At 70.5% G+C, this 23,466-nt stretch carries 21 protein-coding genes and 1 riboswitch; of the genes, 11 read left to right on the top strand and 10 right to left on the bottom strand.

The window, feature by feature from the left end:
* The first annotated feature begins 64 nt into the window (after positions 1–64).
* Positions 65–1,060: a tetratricopeptide repeat protein gene (locus ACZ597_RS02420; RefSeq protein ID WP_471323862.1), complete on the top strand. Its 996-nt coding sequence runs from the start codon at positions 65–67 to the stop codon at positions 1,058–1,060.
* A 58-nt stretch (positions 1,061–1,118) separates the two neighbouring features.
* On the top strand, positions 1,119–1,754 hold the full coding sequence (gene def, locus ACZ597_RS02415) for a peptide deformylase (RefSeq protein ID WP_469111164.1): 636 nt from the start codon (positions 1,119–1,121) through the stop codon (positions 1,752–1,754).
* A 194-nt stretch (positions 1,755–1,948) separates the two neighbouring features.
* On the opposite strand, the gene ACZ597_RS02410 is transcribed toward def, so the two are convergent.
* Positions 1,949–2,917, bottom strand: a complete 969-nt coding sequence (locus tag ACZ597_RS02410; protein ID WP_471323859.1) for a helix-turn-helix domain-containing protein — start codon at positions 2,915–2,917, stop codon at positions 1,949–1,951.
* Between the two features lie 81 nt (positions 2,918–2,998).
* Here ACZ597_RS02410 and ACZ597_RS02405 point away from each other — a divergent pair, with 81 nt between their 5' ends.
* Positions 2,999–3,208, top strand: coding sequence for a hypothetical protein (locus ACZ597_RS02405; RefSeq protein WP_471323857.1), 210 nt, complete (start codon positions 2,999–3,001; stop codon positions 3,206–3,208).
* A gap of 136 nt (positions 3,209–3,344) precedes the next feature.
* Positions 3,345–4,328, top strand: a complete 984-nt coding sequence (locus ACZ597_RS02400; RefSeq protein WP_471323854.1) for a hypothetical protein — start codon at positions 3,345–3,347, stop codon at positions 4,326–4,328.
* Between the two features lie 75 nt (positions 4,329–4,403).
* On the opposite strand, the gene ACZ597_RS02395 is transcribed toward ACZ597_RS02400, so the two are convergent.
* Positions 4,404–5,420: a ribonucleotide-diphosphate reductase subunit beta gene (locus tag ACZ597_RS02395; RefSeq protein ID WP_362064370.1), complete on the bottom strand. Its 1,017-nt coding sequence runs from the start codon at positions 5,418–5,420 to the stop codon at positions 4,404–4,406.
* Positions 5,420–7,813, bottom strand: a complete 2,394-nt coding sequence (locus tag ACZ597_RS02390; RefSeq protein WP_471323850.1) for a ribonucleoside-diphosphate reductase subunit alpha — start codon at positions 7,811–7,813, stop codon at positions 5,420–5,422. The genes ACZ597_RS02395 and ACZ597_RS02390 overlap by 1 nt, the downstream gene beginning before the upstream one ends.
* A gap of 156 nt (positions 7,814–7,969) precedes the next feature.
* Positions 7,970–8,046: riboswitch (adenosylcobalamin-variant (AdoCbl-variant) riboswitch) on the bottom strand.
* A gap of 134 nt (positions 8,047–8,180) precedes the next feature.
* Here ACZ597_RS02390 and ACZ597_RS02385 point away from each other — a divergent pair.
* A complete protein-coding gene (locus ACZ597_RS02385; protein WP_471323847.1) occupies positions 8,181–8,765 on the top strand; it encodes a Uma2 family endonuclease in 585 nt (194 codons plus the stop codon).
* Positions 8,766–8,819: 54 nt separating this feature from the next.
* On the opposite strand, the gene ACZ597_RS02380 is transcribed toward ACZ597_RS02385, so the two are convergent.
* From ACZ597_RS02380 to ACZ597_RS02370, 3 genes are all read right to left on the bottom strand, one after another.
* Complete coding sequence (locus ACZ597_RS02380) at positions 8,820–9,017, bottom strand: CstA-like transporter-associated (seleno)protein (protein ID WP_471323844.1); 198 nt, start codon at positions 9,015–9,017, stop codon at positions 8,820–8,822.
* Entirely contained in the window at positions 9,014–11,254 is a 2,241-nt protein-coding gene (locus ACZ597_RS02375) for a carbon starvation CstA family protein (RefSeq protein ID WP_471323841.1), read from the bottom strand. Before ACZ597_RS02375 ends, ACZ597_RS02380 begins: the two co-directional genes overlap by 4 nt.
* Before the next feature lie 129 nt (positions 11,255–11,383).
* Entirely contained in the window at positions 11,384–12,148 is a 765-nt protein-coding gene (locus ACZ597_RS02370; protein ID WP_362465995.1) for a GntR family transcriptional regulator, read from the bottom strand.
* A gap of 297 nt (positions 12,149–12,445) precedes the next feature.
* Between ACZ597_RS02370 and ACZ597_RS02365 the strand changes: the two genes are divergently transcribed.
* From ACZ597_RS02365 to ACZ597_RS02350, 4 genes are all read left to right on the top strand, one after another.
* The gene (locus ACZ597_RS02365; protein WP_471323837.1) at positions 12,446–13,732 is read left to right on the top strand and encodes an extracellular solute-binding protein; all 1,287 of its coding nucleotides are present in this window, start codon (positions 12,446–12,448) and stop codon (positions 13,730–13,732) included.
* Positions 13,733–13,862: 130 nt separating this feature from the next.
* Positions 13,863–14,885, top strand: coding sequence for a carbohydrate ABC transporter permease (locus tag ACZ597_RS02360; RefSeq protein WP_471323835.1), 1,023 nt, complete (start codon positions 13,863–13,865; stop codon positions 14,883–14,885).
* A 35-nt stretch (positions 14,886–14,920) separates the two neighbouring features.
* Positions 14,921–15,757 (top strand): carbohydrate ABC transporter permease, encoded by an 837-nt coding sequence (locus tag ACZ597_RS02355; protein ID WP_471325097.1) that lies wholly within the window; start codon positions 14,921–14,923, stop codon positions 15,755–15,757.
* 6 nt (positions 15,758–15,763) lie between these two features.
* Positions 15,764–17,248 carry a glycoside hydrolase family 3 protein gene (locus ACZ597_RS02350; protein ID WP_471323833.1) on the top strand — a complete coding sequence of 495 codons (1,485 nt, stop codon included), beginning with the start codon at positions 15,764–15,766 and terminating at the stop codon, positions 17,246–17,248.
* A gap of 93 nt (positions 17,249–17,341) precedes the next feature.
* On the opposite strand, the gene nagB is transcribed toward ACZ597_RS02350, so the two are convergent.
* Both nagB and ACZ597_RS02340 read right to left on the bottom strand, forming a co-directional pair.
* Complete coding sequence (gene nagB / locus ACZ597_RS02345) at positions 17,342–18,127, bottom strand: glucosamine-6-phosphate deaminase (protein WP_471323830.1); 786 nt, start codon at positions 18,125–18,127, stop codon at positions 17,342–17,344.
* Between the two features lie 311 nt (positions 18,128–18,438).
* A complete protein-coding gene (locus ACZ597_RS02340; RefSeq protein WP_471323827.1) occupies positions 18,439–19,200 on the bottom strand; it encodes an SDR family oxidoreductase in 762 nt (253 codons plus the stop codon).
* A gap of 86 nt (positions 19,201–19,286) precedes the next feature.
* On the opposite strand from ACZ597_RS02340, the gene ACZ597_RS02335 reads away from it, so the two are divergent.
* Both ACZ597_RS02335 and ACZ597_RS02330 read left to right on the top strand, forming a co-directional pair.
* Positions 19,287–19,880, top strand: a complete 594-nt coding sequence (locus tag ACZ597_RS02335; RefSeq protein ID WP_471323825.1) for a TetR/AcrR family transcriptional regulator — start codon at positions 19,287–19,289, stop codon at positions 19,878–19,880.
* Positions 19,881–20,280: 400 nt separating this feature from the next.
* Complete coding sequence (locus tag ACZ597_RS02330; RefSeq protein WP_471323822.1) at positions 20,281–21,750, top strand: sensor histidine kinase; 1,470 nt, start codon at positions 20,281–20,283, stop codon at positions 21,748–21,750.
* A 160-nt stretch (positions 21,751–21,910) separates the two neighbouring features.
* Here the strand turns inward: ACZ597_RS02330 and ACZ597_RS02325 are convergent, their stop codons facing one another.
* Entirely contained in the window at positions 21,911–22,168 is a 258-nt protein-coding gene (locus tag ACZ597_RS02325; RefSeq protein WP_004937597.1) for a WhiB family transcriptional regulator, read from the bottom strand.
* A 320-nt stretch (positions 22,169–22,488) separates the two neighbouring features.
* Complete coding sequence (locus ACZ597_RS02320; protein WP_471323819.1) at positions 22,489–23,454, bottom strand: diacylglycerol/lipid kinase family protein; 966 nt, start codon at positions 23,452–23,454, stop codon at positions 22,489–22,491.
* Between the last annotated feature and the right edge of the window lie 12 nt (positions 23,455–23,466).

The raw sequence follows: 23,466 nt of genomic DNA, 5'->3' as shown, positions 1-23,466 counted from the left end.
GTGTGCGCAAGGCAGCACCTGTCCCCCAGCCACCGCTGGGGGTGCCCCCAAGCAGGCGGGAATCGTGAGGATCTTCGGGAAGGTACGGCATCGGCCCTCCGCTTCGTGGCGGCAGGCCACCGACCGCGCGTTCACGCTGATCGGCGACGGTCGGTACGAGGACGCGGGCGCGCTGCTGACCAGGGCTGCCGACCTGGAGCCCTGGCTGTCCGAGTCCTGGTTCAACCTGGCACTTCTCCACAAGTTCCGGCACGACTGGGAGCAGGCCAGGGCCGCCGGACTGCGTGCCGTGGCCCTGCTCGACCGGGAGACCGGAGCCCCGGACTGGTGGAACGTCGGCATCGCCGCGACCGCCCTCCAGGACTGGCCGCTGGCCCGCCGGGCCTGGCAGGCGTACGGGCTGAAGGTGCCCGGGGACCCGCACAGCACGGCCGGCACGGGCGAGCCGGTGGGCATGGAGCTGGGCAGCGCGGCCGTACGGCTGTCGCCCGAGGGCGAGGCCGAGGTCGTGTGGGGCCGCAGGCTCGATCCAGCCCGCATGGAGGTCCTGTCGATCCCGCTGCCCTCCTCGGGGCGTCGCTGGGGCGAGGTCGTCCTGCACGACGGGGTGCCGCACGGCGAGCGGATCACCGCGGCCGGCCCCTCGTACCCGGTCTTCGACGAGATCGAGCTCTGGGCCCCCTCCCCGGTGCCGACCTGGGTGGTGCTGCTGGAGGCGGCCACCGAGGCCGACCGTGACGCCCTGGAGCAGCTGGCCTCGGACGCCGGCTTCGCCGCGGAGGACTGGTCCTCCTCGGTGCGCCTGCTGTGCCGGACCTGTTCGGAGAGCGCGATGCCCAGCGGCGAGGACAACGGCGACCACCTGGACCCGCACGACCACAGCGAACCGGGCCACCCCGGCCCGCTGGGCCACCGCACGGCCGGATCCGGCTCCCTGTGGGTACCCGAGCGCGAATGCGGCATCGCGGCCCCGGCCGGTCTGGTGCGCGGGCTGCTCGACGGCTGGGTCGCCGACAGCCCCGACAGCCGTGAGTGGCGGGATCTCGAGGAAGTCTGCTGAGCCAGGGCCGTAGGCTGTACGGGCACACCACGGACTTGAGGGAAGGCGTACGGCGGACATGGCGCAGCAGGAGAACCAGGTGACCCCGATCGACGACGAGGGCTACGTCGTGGACACCGAGGACTGTGAGGCGCGCGAGCTCGCCTACCGCGAGCGCGGTACGTCCCGCCCGATCACGGTGGTCGGCAACCCGGTTCTGCACAGCGAGTGCAAGGACGTCACCGAGTTCGGCGACGAGCTGGCGCGGCTGATCGACGACATGTTCGCCAGCCAGAAGACCGCCGAGGGCGTGGGCCTGGCCGCCAACCAGATCGGCGTGGACGCGAAGGTCTTCGTCTACGACTGCCCGGACGACGACGGCGTGCGCCACACCGGCGTCGTGGTCAACCCCAAGCTCGTCGAGCTGCCGGCCGCGGCCCGCGTGCTGGACGACTCGAACGAGGGCTGCCTCTCGGTCCCGACCGCGTACGCCTCGCTGGCCCGCCCGGACTACGCCGAGGTCACCGGCCAGGACGCGCAGGGCAACCCGATCAAGGTCCGCGGCACCGGCTACTTCGCCCGCTGCCTCCAGCACGAGACCGACCACCTGTACGGGTACCTGTACATCGACCGCCTCTCGAAGCGCGACCGCAAGGACGCGCTGCGCCAGATGGCGGAGAACACCCCGCGCTACGAGGTCGTCCCGAACGACTGATCCCGCGCGCCGCACGCGTACGAAGGCCCCGCTCCGGAACCGGAGCGGGGCCTTCGTGTGTGGGGGGAGTGCGGCCGGCGCGCCGTGCGGGGCGCGGCCGGTGCGTTCGGATGACATCACCGCCGCCGGAGCCGGGCCAGACCTGCCCCGCCCGAATGTCAAGTCACCGTCGATTACCGGCCGTTGGTCGGCGGTCAGGCCACCGCGCGGGGTCCCCGGAAGGCGCGGCGGAAGGCGTTCGGGGTGGTGCCCAGGGTCCGCAGGAAGTGGTGGCGCAGGGCGGCCGCGGTTCCGAATCCGCTGCGGCCGGCGACGGCGTCCACCGTGTCGTCGGTGGCCTCCAGCAACTCCTGCGCCAGCAGCACGCGCTGGCGCAACACCCACTGGTACGGGGTGGTCCCCGTCTCCTGGAGGAAGCGGCGGGCGAAGGTCCGCGGCGACATGTGGGCCCGCTCCGCGAGCCGCTCGACGGTGATCTCCTCCTCCAGGTGCCGGGCCATCCACCCGATCACCTCTCCGACCGTGTCGCAGGCGGTGCGGGGGAGCGGCCGCTGGATGAACTGGGCCTGGCCGCCGTCGCGGTGGGGCGGTACGACCATCCGCCGGGCGATGGTGTTGGCCACCTCGGCGCCGTGTTCCCGGCGGACCACGTGCAGGCAGGCGTCGATGCCCGAGGCGGTGCCGGCGGAGGTGATCACCGGCCCCTCGTCGACGTAGAGCACGTCCGGGTCGACCCGGGCCGCCGGATAGCGGCGGGTGAGTGCCGCGGCGTGCATCCAGTGCGTGGTGCAGCGCCGTCCGTCCAGCAGCCCGGCCGCGCCGAGCACGAAGGCGCCGCTGCACACGCTGAGCACCCGCGCGCCCCGGTCCACGGCCCGGCGCAGGGCGTCGAGGAAGGGCTCGGGGTACTCCCGTACCGGCGCCTGCCGGTCGGCGGGCAGGCAGATCAGATCGGCCTCCTCCAGCCGCTCCAGTCCGTGCGCCGGAGCGATGGTGAAGCCGACGTCCGCCATGGTGAGCGGACCGTCCTCGGCAGCGCACACCGCGAAGTCGTACACGGGCAGCCCCTGCTCGCTCCGGTCGATCCCGAAGACCTCGCAGAAGATCCCGAACTCGAAGGGCGCCACTCCGTCGACGAGGGCCACGGCCACGTTCTTCAGCATGGACCCAGTGTGGCAGTAATCCGCTCTTCCATGACAGTCCTGCCACTGTCCGGTTCCGGCGCCGCGGGCGATCTTGGAGTCATGAACACGTTCCTCGACTACCTCATCGTCCTCGCCGTGGCCGCCCTCCTCCTCGCCCCCGCCCTGTACGGCGCCCTGCACGAGCGCCGCACCGACCGCGAGCTCGCCGCCGCGGCCCGCCGACACCCGACCGCACCCCGCCCCGCAGCCGCTCCCCGCCGGGCCGGCACCCGCTCCACCGCCTGGCGCCGGGGCGGCGTCGCGCACTGAGCGCGGGCCCCGCGTTCGACACGCGCCCCCGGACGGGCCAGCATGGAAGTGACGCACGCCGCGAACTCGCCGAAGGGGAGGGGTACGCGGAAGGACCATCATGAAGCGTTGCCTGCGCGTGGCTGCCGTTCTGCCCATGGCCGTCGGACTGGGTCTGTCGTACGCCCCGGTCGCGGTCGCCGACGGTGATGTGTCCATCACCTCGGCAGAAGTCTCCGGCCCGCTGACTCCCGGATCCACGGCCAGTGTGAAGGTCGTCGTGACGAACACCAAGGCCCCGGCCGGCCAGAAGTCGTGCACGGAGATAACGATGGAGGGCGGCGGGGGTGTCAGCTGCTTCGACCTCGGCGCCGCGGGCACCGCGGTGACCCACAATGCCCTCCTGGTGGTCGAGAAGGACGCCAAACCCGGTGCCCGGACGATCACCGTCAAGCTCATCCCCCGCACCATCGACGGGGTGGGCAAGGACGTGAAGACCATCTCCGGCACGGTGGGGGTTGCGCCTCCCGCCTGTGACCTGATGAAACTGCAGAAGGACGCCTTCGCACTGGGCCACAGCGAGGGCCTCAAGGACGGCCGGGCCGACGGCTTCGCCGACTCCTACCGCCAGAGCTACGACGACGCGTTCAAGAAGAAGCCCGGCCTCACCGCCGACCAGTGCCAGGAATTCGGGCTCAAGGCCTTCCAGGACGGCTACGGCAGGGGCTACGAGACCGGCTTCAAGGAAGGCCAGGCCAAGGGCGGCAAGGTGGGCGAGAAGGAGGGCAAGGAGGACCAGCGCAAGGGCAACACCTCCCGCAACGTCGCCATCCGCGATCTGGAGGTCAGCGTCACTCCCGCGAGCGGCGAGGTCAACTGCGCCGAGGGCGTCAAGTTCACCGCGATCCTGGTGGGCTTCGGCAGTGGCACCGTCCAGTACCACTGGGAGCGGACCTCCGGAAAGGTGCCGGGGACCATCGAGTTCTCCGTCCCGGAGGGCGAGATCAAGAACGTGACCGACCAGGCGGCCGTTCCGGCCGGCGCGGCGACCGCCACCGTCACCCAGAAGTTCGTGATCGACAGCGGCCCCTCGAAGGGCAAGACGGCGCAGGCGACCGCCAACCTGACCTGCAAGAAGTAGCACCGCCACAGCACGACGTCCCCGCCCCGTGGCTCCACGGGGCGGGGACGTCCGTACGGCGAACGGCGGCCGGGACTAGAAGTCCTCGTCCAGGTCGACCGTGCCCTCCACGGCGACCTGGTAGGCCGACGGGCGGCGCTCGAAGAAGTTCGTCAGCTCCTGGACGCCCTGGAGCTCCATGAACGAGAACGGGTTCTGCGAGCCGTACACCGGCGGGAAGCCGAGGCGGACCAGGCGCTGGTCGGCGACGCACTCCAGGTACTCGCGCATCGAGTCGGTGTTCATGCCCGGCAGGCCGTCACCGCACAGGTCGCGGCCGAACTGCAGCTCGGCCTCGACGGCTTCCTTCAGCATGTCGGTGACCTGCTGCTGGAGGGCGTCGTCGAAGAGCTCCGGCTCCTCCTTGCGGACCGTGTCCACGACCTCGAAGGCGAAGTTCATGTGCATGGTCTCGTCGCGGAAGACCCAGTTGGTGCCGGTCGCCAGACCGTGCAGCAGGCCGCGCGAGCGGAACCAGTACACGTACGCGAAGGCGCCGTAGAAGAACAGGCCCTCGATGCACGCGGCGAAGCAGATCAGGTTCAGCAGGAAGCGGCGCCGGTCGGCGGCCGTCTCCAGGCGCTCGATCTTCTCGACCGAGTCCATCCACTTGAAGCAGAACTGCGCCTTCTCGCGGATGGAGGGGATCTCCTCGACCGCGTCGAAGGCCGCCGCGCGGTCGTCCGGGTCGGGCAGGTAGGTGTCGAGCAGCGTCAGGTAGAACTGGACGTGCACGGCCTCCTCGAACAGCTGGCGCGACAGGTACAGGCGCGCCTCCGGGGAGTTGATGTGCTTGTACAGCGTCAGCACCAGGTTGTTCGAGACGATCGAGTCGCCCGTCGCGAAGAACGCGACCAGACGGCCGATCATGTGCTGCTCGGCCGGCGTCAGCTTCGCGAGGTCGGCGACGTCGGAGTGGAGGTCGACCTCCTCCACCGTCCAGGTGTTCTTGATCGCGTCCCGGTAGCGCTCGTAGAAGTCCGGGTAGCGCATCGGGCGGAGCGTGAGCTCGAAGCCCGGGTCCAGGAGGTTCTTCTTGTCGGTGGAGCTCATTACTGGCAGGCCTCGCAGGACTCGGGGTTCTCAAGGGAGCAGGCCAGCGCCTCGGCGTCGAGCGCCTGGGGCAGCTGGGCCGGGGTGGCGGCCGGGACGGCGGCGGCGCCGGACGCGGCGCGGGCGATCTTCGTCGCCGGGCGCGAGCGCAGGTAGTACGTGGTCTTCAGGCCCTGCTTCCAGGCGTACGCGTACATCGAGCTGAGCTTGCCGATGGTGGGCGTCTCCAGGAACAGGTTCAGGGACTGGCTCTGGTCCAGGTACGGCGTACGGGCCGCCGCCATGTCGATCAGGCCGCGCTGAGGGATCTCCCACGCCGTGCGGTACAGCTCGCGGACCTCCGCCGGGATCCAGCCGAAGCCCTGGACGGAGCCGGAGGAGTCGCGCAGCGCCTCGCGGGTCTGCGCGTCCCACACGCCGAGCTGCTTGAGGTCCTCCACCAGGTAGGCGTTGACCTGGAGGAACTCACCGCTGAGCGTCTCGCGCTTGAAGAGGTTGGAGACCTGCGGCTCGATGCACTCGTACACGCCCGCGATCGAGGCGATCGTCGCCGTCGGGGCGATGGCGAGGAGCAGGGAGTTGCGCATCCCGGACTTCGCGATGCGGGCGCGCAGGGCGTCCCAGCGCTCGGGCCAGTGGCGCTCGGTCTCGTAGTGGTCGGGGTGCAGGACGCCCTGGGCGGTACGGGTCTCGGCCCAGGCCGGGAGCGGGCCGGAGCGCTCGGCGAGGTCGCAGGAGGCCTCGTACGCGGCCAGCATGATCCGCTCGGAGATCTTCGTGGACAGGGCCTTCGCCGCGGCCGAGTCGAAGGGCAGGCGCAGCTTGAAGAAGACGTCCTGGAGGCCCATCGCGCCCAGGCCCACCGGACGCCACTTGGCGTTGGAGCGGCCGGCCTGCTCGGTCGGGTAGAAGTTGATGTCCACGACGCGGTCGAGGAAGGTCACGGCGGTGCGGACGGTCTCGTCCAGGCGCGCCCAGTCCATCTCGCCGTCGGCGACGAACGCGCCGAGGTTGACCGAGCCGAGGTTGCAGACGGCCGTCTCGGCGTCGTTGGTGACCTCGATGATCTCGGTGCAGAGGTTGGAGGAGTGGACGACGGTGCCGGGCAGCGCGGTCTGGTTCGCGGTCCGGTTGGAGGCGTCCTTGAAGGTCATCCAGCCCTGGCCGGTCTGCGCGAGGGTGCGCATCATGCGGCCGTAGAGGTCGCGGGCCGGCATGGTCTTCTTGGCGAGGCCCGCCGCCTCGGCCTTGACGTAGGCGGCGTCGAACTCGTCGCCGTAGAGGTCGACCAGCTCGGGGACGTCGGCCGGGGAGAACAGCGACCAGTCGGCGTCGGCGTTCACGCGGCGCATGAACTCGTCCGGGATCCAGTGGGCGAGGTTGAGGTTGTGCGTACGGCGCTGGTCCTCGCCGGTGTTGTCGCGGAGCTCCAGGAACTCCTCGATGTCCGCGTGCCAGGTCTCCAGGTAGACGGCGGCGGCGCCCTTGCGGCGGCCGCCCTGGTTCACGGCGGCGACGGACGCGTCGAGGGTCTTCAGGAACGGCACGATGCCGTTGGAGTGGCCGTTGGTGCCGCGGATCAGCGAACCGCGGGCGCGGATGCGGGAGTACGAGAGGCCGATGCCGCCGGCGTGCTTCGACAGGCGCGCCACCTGGTGGTAGCGGTCGTAGATCGAGTCCAGCTCGTCCAGCGGGGAGTCCAGCAGGTAGCAGGAGGACATCTGCGGGTGGCGCGTACCTGAGTTGAACAGGGTCGGCGACGACGGCAGGTAGTCGAGCCGGCTCATCAGGCCGTACAGCGAGGCGACTTCCTCGACGGCCTGGACGCTCTCGTCCTCGGCGAGGCCGCAGGCCACGCGCAGCATGAAGTACTGCGGGGTCTCGATCACCTGGCGGGTGATCGGGTGGCGCAGCAGGTAGCGGCTGTGCAGGGTGCGCAGGCCGAAGAAGCCGAAGCGGTCGTCCGCGCCCTCGGCGAGCGCGTGCTCGACCAGCGCGTTCAGACGGGCGGCGTGGGCGGCGACGAACTCGGCGGTGCGGTCGGCGATCAGGCCCTCGCGGTGGCCGACGGCGACGGACTCGGCGAAGGAAGTCGCGCCCTGGCCGGCGGCCTCGTCGGCGACGGCCAGCGTCAGCAGGCGGGCGGCGAGGCGGGAGTAGGCGGGGTCCTCGGAGATCAGGCCCGCCGCGGCCTCGGTGGCCAGCCCGCGCAGCTCGGCCTCGTCGGCGGAGGCGCTGCGGCCGCGCAGGGCGGCGGCGGCGACCCGGCCGGGGTCGGTGTCGGGGAGGTCGGCGGTCAGCTCGGTGAGAGTACGCAGCAGCGCGGCCCCCGGGCCTTCGGTGGTGTCGCCAGAAACGGACTCGGCGCGCGGTGCGGAAGGCGCGATGGTCACGGCGGGAGCTCTCCCTCGCTCGGCCCGGTCATCGGCGGGTGGGGCGCGGGGAGGCGCATGCGGGCGCGACGGGATCGCGTACACACCGCATGGCGTCCACCGGCCCAACCGCGAGGCCCGGACGTGTCGGCACCCGGTTCGGTCGATCCGGGCGCACTGTCGGCAGGTCCTCGGACTTTTCATACCGTTGCGGGACAGTTCCGGATTCGCACCGGATTCCCCTGCGGCGACAGCGAGGATGAGCATACATGTGGTGGGCCGGGTCTGTGTGACCCCCTAGATGTTGTGTCGCCCGCGACTCCGCGTCCCTCTGACGTACCTCTCCGCTATCGTCGGAGACAGCACCGTCGAGGAAGGCGAGCGAGGCATGACCCTCATGACCGACCATCCCCACATGACGACCGAAGCGTTCGAGCACCTGGCACGGATAGCGGCCCGCGAGGAGGAGGGGCTGCGGCTGGAATTCATCGGTGGGGTGCTGAGGAGCAAGGCGATGCCGGACGGGGACCATGGGCGGATCATCGTGTGGCTGTCCCGGATCTGTATCCAGCACCGCCCAGGGTTCTGGCTGCACGCGGGGCAGGGGATCAAGGCCGAACAGTACCGGGGCGGGCGCGCCATTCCGGATGGAATCCTGGCGCATGAGGACGCGTTCGTCGGGCAGGGCGACTGGGTGGATCCGGGCCCGATCCTGATGGCCGTCGAGGTGACCTCGTGGGACTCCGACACCGAACGGCGCGACCGGGTCGAGAAGCCGCGCGCGTATGCCGAGACCGGCATCCCCGTCTACCTGCTCATCGACCGGCTCAAGTGCCAGGTTCTCGTCCACAGTGACCCGGACGGCACATGCTACGAGAGCGTACGCACCGTTCCCTTCGGTAAGGAAGTCACGCTCCCCGACCCCGTCGGCATCACCCTCCAGACCGAGCCCCTCAAGGACTGGGTGCGCTGACCCCGGCTGCGCCGAAGGGCCCCGCCGGAGGTCCGGCGGGGCCCTTCTGGTTCCTCAGCAGCAGCGGAAGCCCTCGCGGGGGTCCGCCTCGCGGGCGTCGGTGCGGGCCCGCTCGAAGGCGCGCCGGGTCAGGACCTCGGCGTCCGGCTCGTGGGAGCGGGCGTGCGCGACGTAGCGGTCGTACGCGGCCTCGCCGGAGAACTCCCGTACGTAGAACCTGGCCTTCGCCAGCGCCCCGCGCACCCCGCTCACGCGACCGGCTCCTTGGCCTTGCCCCCGCTGCCGTCGAGGCCGGCGGCGGCGAGTTCGGCCTTCTCCCCGGCGGTGGCGATCAGCCCGGCCGGGGCGATGATCTTCGATTCGGTCCACGGCACCTCGGAGAGGCGGACCGACCCGGGGTCGGCGACGGCCTTGAGGCAGACCCGGGCCGCGTCCACCAGCACGATGATGATCAGGACCGCGAACAGCGCCGACAGGACCCCGTCGACCGTGGCGTTGGTGACCACGGTGTGCATGTCGTCCATGTTCTTGGCGGGCGGCAGCACCTTCCCGGCGTCGATGCCGCTCTGGTACTTGTCGCGCTGCGCGAAGAAGCCGACCTTCACGTCGTCGGAGAAGATCTTCTGGTAGCTCGCGGTGAGGGTGACGGCGACGTCCCAGGCCAGCGGGACGCCGGTGACCCAGGCCCACTTGAGCCGGCCGGACTTGACCAGCAGCGTGGTGCAGACGGCCAGCGCGACCGCGGCGAGCAGCTGGTTCGCGATGCCGAACAGCGGGAAGAGCTGGTTGATGCCGCCCAGCGGGTCCTTGACGCCGACCCACAGGAAGTAGCCCCAGCCGCCGACGACGATGGCGCTGGCGAGCCACACGCCCGGCTTCCAGCTGACGTCCTTGAAGGACTTGTGCACGTTGCCGAGGGTGTCCTGGAGCATGAACCGGCCGACGCGGGTGCCGGCGTCGACGGTGGTCAGGATGAACAGGGCCTCGAACATGATGGCGAAGTGGTACCAGAAGGCCTTCATCCCGGCGCCGCCGATGACCGACGAGAAGATCTCCGACATCCCGAGTGCGAAGGTCGGCGCACCGCCCGTGCGGGACAGCAGGCTGGCTTCCTCGACGTCCTTCGCGGCCTGCGCGAGGGCCTCCGGGCTGATGGCGAAGCCGAAGTCGGTGACGGCCTTCGAGGCGGTCTGGACGGTGGCGCCGATGACGCCGCCGGGGGAGTTGACCGCGAAGAAGAGGCCGGGCTCGATGATGCTCGCCGCTATCACCGCCATGACGGCGACGAAGGACTCGGTCAGCATGGCGCCGTAGCCGATGACCCGGACCTGGGTCTCCTTCTGGATCATCTTCGGGGTGGTGCCCGAGGAGACCAGGGCGTGGAAGCCCGAAAGGGCCCCGCAGGCGATGGTGATGAAGACGAAGGGGAACATCGACCCGGCGAAGACCGGGCCGTCGCCGCGGGCGGCGAAGTCGGTGACCGAGGGCATCTTCAGCGTCGGCATCGCGATGACCACGCCGACGGCCATCAGCGCGATGGTGCCGACCTTCATGAAGGTGGACAGGTAGTCGCGGGGCGCGAGCAGCAGCCACACCGGCAGCACCGAGGCGATGAAGCCGTACACGACCATCCAGATGACCAGCGTCTCCTTCTCCAGGGTGAAGGTGCCCGCCCAGGAGGAGTCGGCGACCCAGCCGCCGGCGACGATGGCGAGCAGCAGCAGCGCGACGCCTATGACGGAGACCTCGGTGACCCGGCCCGGCCGCAGCACGCGCAGGTAGACGCCCATGAAGAGGGCGATCGGGATGGTCATGCCGATGGAGAAGACACCCCAGGGGGAGTGCGCCAGCGCGTTGACGATGACCAGCGCGAGCACCGCCAGCAGGATGACCATGATGACGAACACGGCGACCAGGGCGGCGGCTCCGCCGACGGGGCCGATCTCGTCCCGGGCCATCTGGCCGAGCGAGCGGCCGTCGCGCCGGGTGGAGAAGAAGAGGGTCACCATGTCCTGGACGGCGCCGGCGAAGATGACGCCGGCGACGATCCAGATGGTGCCCGGGAGGTAGCCCATCTGCGCCGCCAGCACCGGGCCGACCAGGGGGCCGGCGCCGGCGACGGCGGCGAAGTGGTGGCCGAAGAGCACGCGCCGGTCGGTGGGGTGGAAGTCGACACCGTTGTCGAGGCGTTCGGCGGGGGTGGCCCGCGTCTTGTCGAGCTTCAGGACGCGGGTGGCGATGAAGCGCGAGTAGAAGCGGTAGCCGATGGCGTAGGAGCCCAGCGCGGCGGCGAGCAGCCAGGCGGCCGAGATCTCCTCACCCCGGGACAGGGCGAGCACGCCCCAGCCGAGGGCTCCGACGAGGGCGACGCCCACCCAGACGGCGATGGACTGGGGGGAGGTCCTGCCCGAAGGAGGGGGCGAGTCCGGACCCGCCGCTCCTCCCGCTGTCGGAGCCCCGTCCGTTCCTGTTGCTTCCGGTTCCGGCATGATCCTCGTCCCCTCGTTGATCATCTGCTTAAGCGCAGGGAATCTACGGGGGGTTACCGCTGGATGTAAGCCCCCGTCCGCATAGCGGTACGAGCGTCCACCCAGGTCGGAGGGGGAGTCAACCGGTGATCACGTGGCAGGTCGCTGGAGACGGGCAACGAACTTGTAACGGTCGCCGCGATATACCGATCGCACCCATTCGACCGGTTCCCCGTCGGCGTCAAGGGAGTGCCGCGAGAGCATCAGCATCGGCAGGCCCACGTCGGTGCCGAGCAGTCCGGCCTCACGCGGAGTGGCGAGGGAGGTCTCGATGGTCTCCTCGGCCTCCGCGAGCCGGACGTCGTACACCTCGGCGAGGGCGGTGTAGAGAGAGGTGTACTTGACGAGGGAGCGGCGCAGCGCGGGGAAGCGCTTGGCCGACAGGTGGGTGGTCTCGATGGCCATCGGTTCGCCGCTGGCCAGGCGCAGCCGCTCGATGCGCAGCACCCGCCCGCCCGTGGCGATCTTCAGGAGGCCCGCGAGGGTGTCGTCGGCGGTGACGTACCCGATGTCCAGCAGCTGGGACGTGGGCTCCAGGCCCTGGGCCCGCATGTCCTCGGTGTAGGAGGAGAGTTGCAGCGGCTGCGAGACCTTGGGCTTGGCGACGAAGGTGCCCTTGCCCTGGATGCGCTCCAGCCGGCCCTCGACGACGAGCTCCTGCAGGGCCTGCCGGACCGTGGTCCGGGAGGTGTCGAACTCGGCCGCGAGCGTACGCTCGGGCGGCACGGGGGTGCCGGGGGGGAGGGTTTCGGTCATGTCGAGCAAGTGCCGCTTGAGTCGGTAGTACTTGGGCACACGCGCCGTGCGAGTGGCTGCCCCGCCTTCCGGCTCCGTGGTCGCCCCTTCGGTGGCCATCGCCGCCCGCCTTCCCGACTCCAGTTTCGCTGCCGTCACCGGCTCCTCCGATATGTGCGGTCACATGGTGACACGGGCGGGAGGGCAGGCCTCCTCCCCTCCCCCAGGTGTCGGTCCGGTAACGGACCGAGCACCCGCTCATTAGACCCTTGACACCCCTAAAGGTCTAGGCCAAGCTCCCGGTACTGGTCTAAACCAATGTGGATCAGATCCCGGCCCCACGGCAGTACTTGGTACGTACGTCACCGCGGCGGGCGAGGGAAGGTGCAAAGCAGCAGCATCCCTGAGGAGGGTGGCGTGAAGCGCAAGCTCATTGCGGCGGTCGGTGTCGTGGGCATGATGGTCGGTGTCGCCGCGTGCGGCAACGGCGGCGACGACAAGCCGGAGTCCGGCGCGTCGGGTGGCGCCAAGGAGATCACCGTCTGGGTGATGGACGGTTCCGCTCCGAAGGCCTGGATCGAGCAGGTCAACAAGGAGTTCTCGGCCAAGCACCCCGGTGTCACGGTCAAGGTCGAGGAGCAGAAGTGGACGGGCATCCAGGAGAAGGTCACCACCGCCCTCTCCGAGAACACCCCGCCGGACGTCATTGAGCTCGGCAACACCCAGACCGCCGGCTACGCGGTCACCGGCGGCCTCGCCGACCTCACCAAGGACAAGGCCAAGCTCGGCGCCGACGCCTGGCAGAAGAGCATGCTCGCCTCCGCCGAGGTCGAGGGCAAGCTCTACTCCGCCCCCTGGTACGCCGCCAACCGCGTCGTGGTCTACGACAAGAAGGCCTACGAGAAGGCCGGCGTCACCCCGCCGAAGACCCGCGACGAGTGGATCGCCGGCCTGGAGAAGCTGAAGGCGTCCGACCCGTCCGCGCAGCCGATCTACCTGCCCGGCCAGAGCTGGTACATCCTCGCCGGCTTCATCTGGGACGAGGGCGGCGAGCTCGCCGTCAAGGACGGCGGCAAGTGGAAGGGCCAGCTGGCCACCCCGCAGGCCGCCTCCGCGATGGACTTCTACAAGAAGCTCCAGTCCTTCTCCACCGCCCCGAAGGACAAGGACGAGGCCACCCCGCAGCAGTCCACCGACATCATCCCCAAGGGCGGCGTCTCCTCCTGGATCGGTCTCGGCTGGGAGGCCGGCGGCGCGGAGAAGGCCCTGAAGGACGCGGGCAAGGAGGCCGACTTCGGCTACTTCCCGATCCCGGGCAAGACGGCCGACAAGTCCGGCACCGTCTTCCTCGGCGGCTCGAACCTCGCGGTGGCCGAGCGCTCCAAGAACAAGGAGCTCGCCAAGGAGTGGCTGGCCCTCGCCACCGGCAAGGACCAGATGACCAAGTACGCCGCCGAGGTCAAGGGCGCGCTGCTGCCGAACCAGGTCGGCGCGAACTTCGCCCCGGCCGCCGGCTCCTTCGCCGAGGCCATGGCCAAGGCCGGACTCAACGGCAAGATCACCCCGGTGACCGCGGGCTGGGCGAACGTCGAGACCGAGCCGAACCCCGTCAAGGAGTTCATGACCAAGGTCCTGAAGGGCGAGGACGCCGCCAAGGCGGGCGCGGAAGCGGACAAGGAAATCGCGAACCGCATCAACAAGTAACGGCCCCACCCAGCAGTACCCGCACAGCCCAGCAGTGTGAACGCACCGGGGGGTGGGGGGGGGGGGCAGCCGCCCGCCGCGCCCCCGGTCGCGCATTTGACTCCACAGTCAACCGCGAGGAAGCCAAGCCATGACCGTGCACTCCCAGGGAGCGACGACCAGCGCTCCACAGGACGCACCACACAAGTCCGCCGGACGGCCGCCGAAGGCACCCACAGCCGGCACCGGCCCCAGTGATACGTCTCCTCGCGGGGGCAGAAGGCCGCTCCCCTCGGGGTGGCTGCCCTACCTGCTGGTCCTGCCCGCCGTGGCGAGCCTCGCGCTCCTGCTGCTGTACCCGCTGATCAAGAACGTGATCCTGTCCTTCCAGGACATCAACAAGATCGAGTTCATCCAGCGGAAGTACCCCTTCGCGGGACTCGGCAACTACACCCAGCTGCTCGGCGACTCGGCCTTCTGGACCGTCGTCCTCCGCAGCTTCGCCTTCACCCTCGCCAACGTCGTGCTGATCATGGTGATCGGCAGCCTCATCGGCATCCTGCTGAACCGCCTCGGCAAGTGGATGCGCCTGGTCCTGTCGATGGCGCTGGTGATGGCCTGGGCCATGCCGATCGTCGCCTCCGTCCAGGTCTTCTACTGGCTGTTCGACGAGCAGTTCGGCGTCATGAACTGGGTGATGCGCACCCTCGGCTTCTCCGGCTACGAGCAGCACAACTGGTTCGAGAGCGGCCTCTCCACCCTGACGATCATCACGCTCCTGGTGGTCTGGGGCTCCATCCCCTTCGTCGCCCTCAACATGTACGCCGGCCTCACCACGGTCGGCGCCGAGCTGTACGAGGCCGCCCGCATGGACGGGGCCAACGGCTGGCAGACCTTCTGGAAGGTCGTCTTCCCCAACCTGAAGCCCTTCTTCCTGGTCACCACCTTCCTTGAGGTGATCTGGGTCTTCAAGGCCTTCACCCAGGTCTACGCGATGAACAAGGGCGGCCCCGACCGCGGCTCCGAGATCCTCCCGGTGTTCGCCTACGTCGAGGGCCAGAGCCAGGCCCACTACGGCCTCGCCGCCGCGATCTCCGTCCTGACGATCGTGATCCTGCTGGTCGTCATGTCCTTCTACTTCCGCCTGATCCTGAAGCAGGAGGAGGAGCAGTGAGCGCCACCACCGCCCCCAACGAGCCCGCACAGCAGCTGCGCACCCGCAAGCCGCTGCGCCCCGCGACCGTCGCCAAGAACCTCGGCGCGGTGCTCCTGGCCCTGGTCTTCGTCTTCCCGGTCTACTGGATGTTCTCCTCGGCCCTCAAGCCGAACAGCGAGATCCTCACCAAGGACCCGGTCTTCGTCTTCACCCCGACGATGGAGAACTTCTCCAAGGCCACCGGCGTCGACAACTTCTGGACGTACGTCACCAACAGCCTCGTGGTCACCGTGGGTGCCGTCCTGCTGGCCCTGCTGGTCGCCCTCGCCGCGAGCTTCGCCATCGCCCGCATGAAGTTCAAGGGCCGCAGGGGCCTCGTCCTCGGCGTGATGATGGCCCAGATGGCCCCCTGGGAGGTCATGGTCATCGCGATGTACATGATCATGCGTGACGCCGAGATGCTGAACAACCTCGCCGTACTGACCGCGATCTACTACGCGATGGTCCTCCCCTTCACCATCTGGACCCTGCGCGGCTTCATCGCCGCCGTCCCGGTGACCCTGGAGGAGGCCGCCCAGATCGACGGCTGCACCCGCGGCCAGGCCTTCCGCAAGGTGATCTTCCCGCTGCTGGCCCCGGGTCTGATGTCCACCTCGCTCTTCGGCTTCATCACCGCCTGGAACGAGTTCGCGATGGTCCTGATCCTCAACAAGGAGAAGACCGCGCAGACCCTGCCCCTGTGGCTGACCCAGTTCAAGACCGCCTTCGGCAACGACTGGGGCGCCACCATGGCCGCGTCCTCGATCTTCGCGATCCCCGTCCTGGTGATCTTCATCTTCCTCCAGCGCAAGGCCGTCGGCGGCATGACCTCCGGCGCCGTGAAGGGATAACGGACCATGACGATCCTTGCGCACCGCCCGGACACCCTCACCCGCGACGCCCTCGCGGTCCTCCAGCCCGGCTTCGAGGGCACCACCGCCCCCGCCTGGCTGCTGCGCCAGGTCGGCGACGGGCTCACCGCCGTCGGCCTGTTCGGCCGCAACATCGCCTCGCCCGAGCAGCTCGCCGCGCTCACCGCGCAGCTCCGGGCGGTACGGGAGGACGTACTCGTCGCCATCGACGAGGAGGGCGGCGACGTCACCCGCCTGGAGGTCCGGGGCGGCTCGTCCTTCCCCGGGAACCTGGCGCTCGGCGCCGTCGACGACACCGCCCTGACCCGCGGGGTCGCCCGCGAACTGGGCCGCCGCCTCGCCGAGTGCGGGGTCAACCTCAACTGGGCCCCGTCCGCGGACGTCAACTCCAACCCCGACAACCCGGTCATCGGCGTCCGCTCCTTCGGCGCCGACACCGCGCTCGCCGCCCGGCACACCGCCGCGTACGTCGAGGGCCTCCAGGCCGCCGGCGTCGCCGCCTGCACCAAGCACTTCCCGGGCCACGGCGACACCAACGTCGACTCGCACCACGCGCTGCCCCGCATCGACGTCGACCTGGACACCCTCCAGGCCCGCGAGCTGATCCCGTTCAAGGCGGCCATCGAGGCCGGCACCAAGGCCGTGATGAGCGCCCACATCCTGGTGCCCGCCCTCGACCCGACCCGCCCCGCCACCCTCAGCCCGCAGATCCTCACCGGCCTGCTGCGCAAGGAGCTGGGCTACGAGGGCCTCATCGTCACCGACGGCATGGAGATGAACGCCATCGCCGGGACGTACGGCATCGAGCGCGGCTCGGTGCTGGCCATCGCGGCCGGCGCCGACGCCATCTGCGTCGGCGGGGGCCTCGCCGACGAGGCGACCGTGCTCGGCCTGCGCGACGCGCTGGTCGCCGCCGTACGCGAGGGCGTGCTCCCGGAGGAGCGGCTCGCCGACGCCGCCGCCCGGGTGCGCGCCCTCGCCGAGTGGACCCTCCGGTCCCGCCCGGACGCGCCGCGGGAGGGGAGCGGCGCGTCCGGCATCGGCCTGACGGCGGCCCGCCGCGCGGTGGCCGTGACGGGCCGGACGGCTCCGGCCTCCGACGCGTACGTGGCCACGCTCGCGCCCGTCGCGAACATCGCGGTGGGCGACGAGACCCCGTGGGGGGTCGCCGCGGAGCTGGCCGAGCTGCTCCCGGGGACCGGCTCGGGCGTCTACCCCGAGGGCTCCGCCGCCGGCGACGTGCTGGCGGCCGCGGGGGACCGCACCGTCGTGGCGGTGGTCCGCGACGCGCACCGGCACCCGTGGATGACGGAGGTCCTGGACGCCCTGGTCGCGGCCAGGCCGGACACCGTGGTCGTGGAGATGGGCCTGCCGCGCGCCGAGCCGCGCGGGGCGCTGTACGTCGCCACGCACGGCGCCGCCCGCGTGTGCGGGCGGGCCGCGGCCGAGGTCATCGCCGGACGCGCCTGAGACCGGACGCGCCTGAGACCGGACGCGCCAGGGATATGAGAAGGCCGGGCCCCCGTGGAGGGGGGCCCGGCCTTCTCGTGTGCCGTAGGGCTCTTACAGGCCCTGCCAGGACGGCTTGGCGGCGTAGGTCTGGCGGAAGTAGTCGGCCAGCTTCAGCTTGGAGGCGGCCGCCTCGTCCACGACGACGGTCGCGTGCCGGTGCAGCTGGAGCGCCGAGGCCGGGACCAGGGCGGACAGCGGGCCCTCGACGGTCTGGGCGACCGCCTCGGCCTTGCCCTCGCCGGTGGCCAGCAGGACCAGGTGGCGGGCGTCGAGGATGGTGCCTATGCCCTGGGTGATGACGTGGTGCGGCACCTGGTCCATGTCGTTGTCGAAGAAGCGCGCGTTGTCCACGCGGGTCTGCTCCGTCAGCGTCTTGATGCGGGTGCGGGACGCGAGCGAGGAGCAGGGCTCGTTGAAGCCGATGTGCCCGTCGGTGCCGATGCCCAGCAGCTGGAGGTCCACCCCGCCGGCGGCGGCGAGGGCCCGGTCGTAGGCCTCGCAGGCCTCCTGGACGTCCTCGGCGGAGCCGTCGGGGCCCATGAAGGAGGCCTCGGTCAGGCCGAGGGGCTCGACGACCTCGCGGAGCACGACCGCGCGGTAGGACTCCGGGTGCCCGGCCGGCAGGCCGACGTACTCGTCGAGCTGGCAGATCCGGGCCGCGGAGGCGTCGACCTCGCCGGCCGCGACCTTGGCCACGAGGGCTTCGTAGACGGGCAGCGGGGTAGAGCCGGTCGCCACGCCGAGCAGGGCGTCGGGCTTGCGGCGGACCAGGGCGGCCATGGCCTCCGCGATGAGCTCGCCGCCTGCCTTGGCGTCCGGGACGATGACAACTTCCACGCTGGGCCTGCCGATCTGAGAGGTGTGGGCGCTTGTGGTATAGACCAATCTAGCAGAGCGTGCCCGCCCCCGGCGGCCCTCCGCCACATCCATCGTCACCCCGTTGGCCCCTGCCCGCCGGTCGTGCCGGAGCCGCTGCGCGGGCTGCTCCCCGCCCCGCCCTTCGCCCGTTCCCCGGGCTGCGCCCGGACCCCCTGCGGGGGGCTCCGCCCCCGCGCCCGCGACGGGGTCAGGGGCGGACCCCCTGGGAACGGTGGAAGGGGGATCGGCCCCGCAGGGCCCCGCGCAGCCGCAGCAGCCCCGCCCGGGGCCTACAGCAGTGCCAGCTGGAGGCCGCCCGTGGCGTCCAGGTGCTGGCCGGTGACCCAGCGCGAGTCCGGCGAGGCCAGGAAGGCCACCACGTCGGCGACCTCCTCCGCCGTGCCCACCCGGTTGAAGACCGACCGGGAGGCGGCGTGCGCCCGGGCCGCCGGATCGGCCAGCCAGGCCGCGTTCAGGTCGGTCTCCGTGATGCCGGGGCCCACCGAGTTCACCGTGATCCCGCGCGGCGCGAGCGCGGCGGCCAGCGACACCGTCAGCGCGTTCACCGCGCCCTTGGCCATGACCGTGGCCAGGATCGCCGGCAGCGCGATGTCCGGGGTGCCGGTCACGTTCACGATCCGGCCCCCGTCCGCCATCCGCTCCAGTCCGTGCTTGATCACGAAGAACGGCGCCTGGGCGTTGAGCGCCTGGACCCGCTGGAAGGTCTCCTCGTCCGTCTCTCCGATGCCCGCGAAGGTCGCGGCCCCGGCGTTGTTCACCAGGACGTCCACTCGCCCGGTGTGCGCGGGGTGCGCCTCGTACGCGGCCCAGAGCGCCTGCGCGTCCCCGGGCACCCCCAGCTCCGCCCGGATGGCGAAGGCCCGCCCCCCGGCCGCCTCGATCGCCCCGACGGTCTCCTCCGCCGCCGCCTCGTTGCGCCCGTAGTGCACCGCGACCAGCGCCCCGTCCCGCGCCAGCCGCTCGGCGACGGCCCTCCCGATGCCCCGGCTGCCGCCCGTGACCAGTGCCGTCTTCCCCTTGAGCACGCCCATGACGCGCCCCCCTCCATCATTCGCTAGCGATCGATGCAGAAAGGGACCGTACCAGATTCCCTAGCGCCCGCTATAGAATGACGCGCATGGTGACAGGACAGCGCGGCAGACCCCGCTCCTTCGACCGGGCCGCCGCCCTCGACAAGGCGATGCTCACCTTCTGGGAGCAGGGCTACGAGACCACGTCCATCGCGGACCTGACCCGCAACCTGGGGATCGGCGCGCCCAGCCTCTACGCCGCCTTCGGCGACAAGCGCAAGCTCTTCGACGAGGTCGTGGTGGTCTACGGCAGCCGGTACGGGGACTTCGCGAGCGTGGCGCTCGCCGAGGAGCCCACCGCCGCCGCGGCCATCGGCCGCATCCTGCGCGAGGCCGCCGAGATCTACACCGACCCCGCCCACCCGCCGGGCTGCATGGTGATCAGCGCGGCCGCCAACACCACCTCGGAGGAGGTGGCCGAGGCCCTGCGCGAGCGCCGCAACGCCAACCTGGAGCTGTTCGAGAGCCGCATCAGGGCCGACATCGCGAGCGGCGAGCTGCCGGCCGGCACGGACGCGCGGGCGCTGGCCCGCTTCGCCGGGGCGGTGCTCCAGGGGATGTCGCAGCAGTCGCGCGACGGGGCGAGCCGGGAAGAGCTGGAAGCGGTCGCGGAGCGGGCGCTGCTGGCCTGGCCGCGATAGGGAAGCGGAATCCGCGCGGGGGAATCCGCCGGGGGGAATCCGCACGAGAGGCGATTTCCTCTGGGCCACGGTGCAGGGCGGGACCCTCAACCCGCCCGGCACCGTAGCCCGGAGTACTCACGGCCGTAGGGTGTGCGGTGCCCGGCGGCCGTTTGGGAGGTGCCTGCGCGGTCAGGGCAGAACGCGTGGCCACCTCGCTCCGTCCTCCTGTGCGGGGAGGGCGGAAGTCTGAAACCCAATTGTGGACTAGACCAATCTGTCCTGTCCATCCAAGTGCGGGGTCTACTGACCCGTCACTTCCTCCAACAGTACGCGGAGTGTGCCCTTCCTGGATACTCCTGAGTATTCGTGGTGGGGAAAGTCATCCCCGTACCCGGGGTACGCTCGCAAGGTGCCCTCCATGAACGACCTCGTACGCCAGCACACCGCTCTCGGTGAAACCGACCTTGAGTGGTTGCACCTGCTGGTCTCGGAGTGGCAGCTGCTCTCCGACCTCTCCTTCGCCGACCTCGTGCTCTGGGTCCCCACCCTCGACGGCACCCGGTACGTCTCCGTGGCGCAGATGCGGCCCAACACCGGCCCCACCTCCTACCAGGACGACATGGTCGGCCACCTGGTCCCGCGCGGCCGCCGCCCGCTGCTGGACGCCGCCCTCGACGAGGGCCGCATCGTGCGCGAGGGCGACCCGGAGTGGCGCGAGGAGGTGCCGGTCCGCGTCGAGTCGATCCCCGTCCGCCGCGAGGGCCGGGTACTGGGCGTGATCGCGCGGAACACCAACCTGCTCACTGTGCGTACACCGAGCCGGCTGGAGCTGACCTACCTCCAGTCCGCCTCCGACCTCGCCCAGATGATCGCCGCGGGCGCCTTCCCCTTCCCGGGGCAGCAGGTCGACATGGACGCCTCCCCGCGCGTCGGCGACGGCCTGATCCGCCTGGACGCCGACGGCGTCGTGACGTACGCGTCCCCCAACGCGCTCTCCGCCTACCACCGCCTCGGCCTGGCCGCCGATCTGGTCGGCCAGCACCTGGGCACCACCACCGCCGAACTCGCCCCCTCCCGGGGCCCGGTGGACGAGGCCCTCGTCAAGCTCGCCAGCGGCTGGGCCCCGCGGGAGACCGAGGTCGAGGGCAACGGCGGGGTCATCCAGCTCCGCGCCATCCCGCTCAAGCCCAAGGGGACCCGCATCGGCTCCCTCGTCCTGTGCCGCGACGTCACCGAACTGCGCCGTCGCGAACGTGAACTGATCACCAAGGACGCCACCATCCGGGAGATCCACCACCGGGTGAAGAACAACCTCCAGACCGTGGCCGCCCTCTTGCGGCTCCAGGGCCGCCGGATGGACTCGCCCCAGGCGCGCGAGGCGCTCAACGAGGCGGTGCGCCGCGTCGGCTCGATCGCGATCGTGCACGAGACCCTGTCCCAGAACCTGGACGAGCGGGTCGAGTTCGACGAGATCGCCGACCGCGTGATCGCGATGGTCGCCGAGATCTCGCCCGGCCGGGTCGAGTGCCGGCGCCTCGGCCGGTTCGGGATCCTGGACGCGGAGGTCGCCACTCCGCTGTCGATGGTGCTGACCGAGATCCTCCAGAACGCCCTGGAGCACGCCTTCACCCACGGGGAGGGCGGCACCGTGGAGGTGTCGGCCAGTCGCTCCGGCAGCGGCCGCAACGACGCCCGGCTGCTGATCACGATCGTCGACGACGGCTGCGGCCTGCCCGAGGGCTTCGACCCCCAGCGGGCCGGAAACCTCGGGCTGCAGATCGTACGGACCCTCGTGGAGGGCGAGCTCGGCGGCACCTTCGACATGGTCCGCGCCGAGCCGCGCGGCACCCGGGTCGTCCTCGACATACCCGCCAGCCCGCAGAAGTAGTACGAACGGCCCGTCACTCAGTGTGACGGGCCGTTCGGGCGCACTGTGGCGGCAAAGCACTGAGCCCCGGACCGAGGGTGATCGGTCCGGGGCTCAAGAGCACGTTGCTGAGCGCTTATATGGGTACTACGCGCTGCGGCTCGAGGCTCGAAAGTCGATGTCAGGCGGTGGCGTTACGCGCCCGATTGCGAGCGGCGCGGCGCTTCATGGCGCGGCGCTCGTCCTCGCTGAGACCGCCCCAGACGCCGGAGTCCTGGCCGGACTCGAGCGCCCACTGCAGGCACTGCTCCATGACGGGGCAGCGGCGGCAGACGGCCTTGGCTTCCTCGATCTGCAGCAGCGCAGGACCGGTGTTGCCGATGGGGAAGAAGAGTTCCGGGTCTTCCTCGCGGCAAACGGCGTTGTGACGCCAGTCCATGGCTGCTCCATCTCCTTGTATTGCGGGCAGGTTGCTTGTGAATGTGAACGCTTTCACGAATCCCCCCGTGAGGGAAGGGCCGACGCCCAGTTGCCTGGTGCGGTCCGAAGATTCGTGGTGGGGTTCTGGCGGTCTGTGTGGGTGCCGGGTTCTGCGGGCTGTCCCGATCGCCATGTAGAGATTCGCAAACCTCGGACGGGGATACAACCCCTTCCGGAAAGTTTTTTTGGATTCGTCGGTGTCTACTAGGTCACAGCCCTAGTTCCTGGGGGTGGACTGGCGTGTAAACGTTCGACTGAAAGGACTTTGGGCCCTTCCACTCACACAATCACACGCAGTGCACGGCGTACGCCTGTGAACCGAACGCTGGTGCGCAGTCCGAGGTGATCGCCGTCCATCTGGAATGGGAGCGGAACCTTCGAATGCAAGGTGAAGTCCGTCAGATCGTGCAGAGACACCGCATGCTTGCCGTGCGGACCGCGCTCAGGAGTCGAGGTCAGGAGCTGTGTCGCGTACCTGGCCACGGCCGGAGTTGACAAACGGTCGAGCGCCAATACGTCAAGTGCGGTATCGAACGACGCCTCCGGAGAGGCATAAAGGGGCTTGTTCCCCAGATACGTCCAGGGCGAGGTGTTGCAGACTATCGACAGCACCAGATCCGTCACCGGATCCGCGCCGGGCTGCTCCAGCGTGATCGTGCCGTGCCGCCGGTTGGGCTCCTCCCAGAACTGGCGCATCAGCTGCCGCACGTACAGGGCGTGGGTCGAACGCTTGCCGCGCTCGCGCTGCTGCTCGACCCGCCCCACCACTCCGGCGTCGAAGCCGAAGCCCGCGCAGAACGTGAACCAGCGCTCCGGCACCGACTCGTCCTCGGTCCCCGGGACGCCGGACGCCAGCCCCAGGCCCACCGTCCGCTCGCGCCTCTCCCGCAGTGCGTCCAGCAGGGCACCCGTCGCCTCGACCGAATCGTTCGGCAGCCCGAGCGCGCGGGCGAACACGTTCGTGGAACCGCCCGGAACCACGGCCAGCCCCGGCAGCCGCTCCGGATCGGGGCCCTCGTGCAGGAGCCCGTTGACGACCTCGTTGACCGTGCCGTCGCCGCCGAGCGCCACCACCAGGTCGACGCCCTCCCGCGCGGCCCTGCGCCCGAGGTCGCGCGCGTGCCCCCGGTACTCGGTGGTCACCGCCTCCAGCTTCATCTCGCTGGCCAGGGCATGGGTCAGGACGTCGCGCGTGCGCGCACTGGTGGTCGTCGCTGCAGGGTTGGCCACGAGGAGAGCACGCATGGTCGCCAGAGT

The organism is Streptomyces sp. NPDC040718 (assembly GCF_055593565.1).
This window is presented reverse-complemented; position numbering and strand designations above follow the sequence as displayed.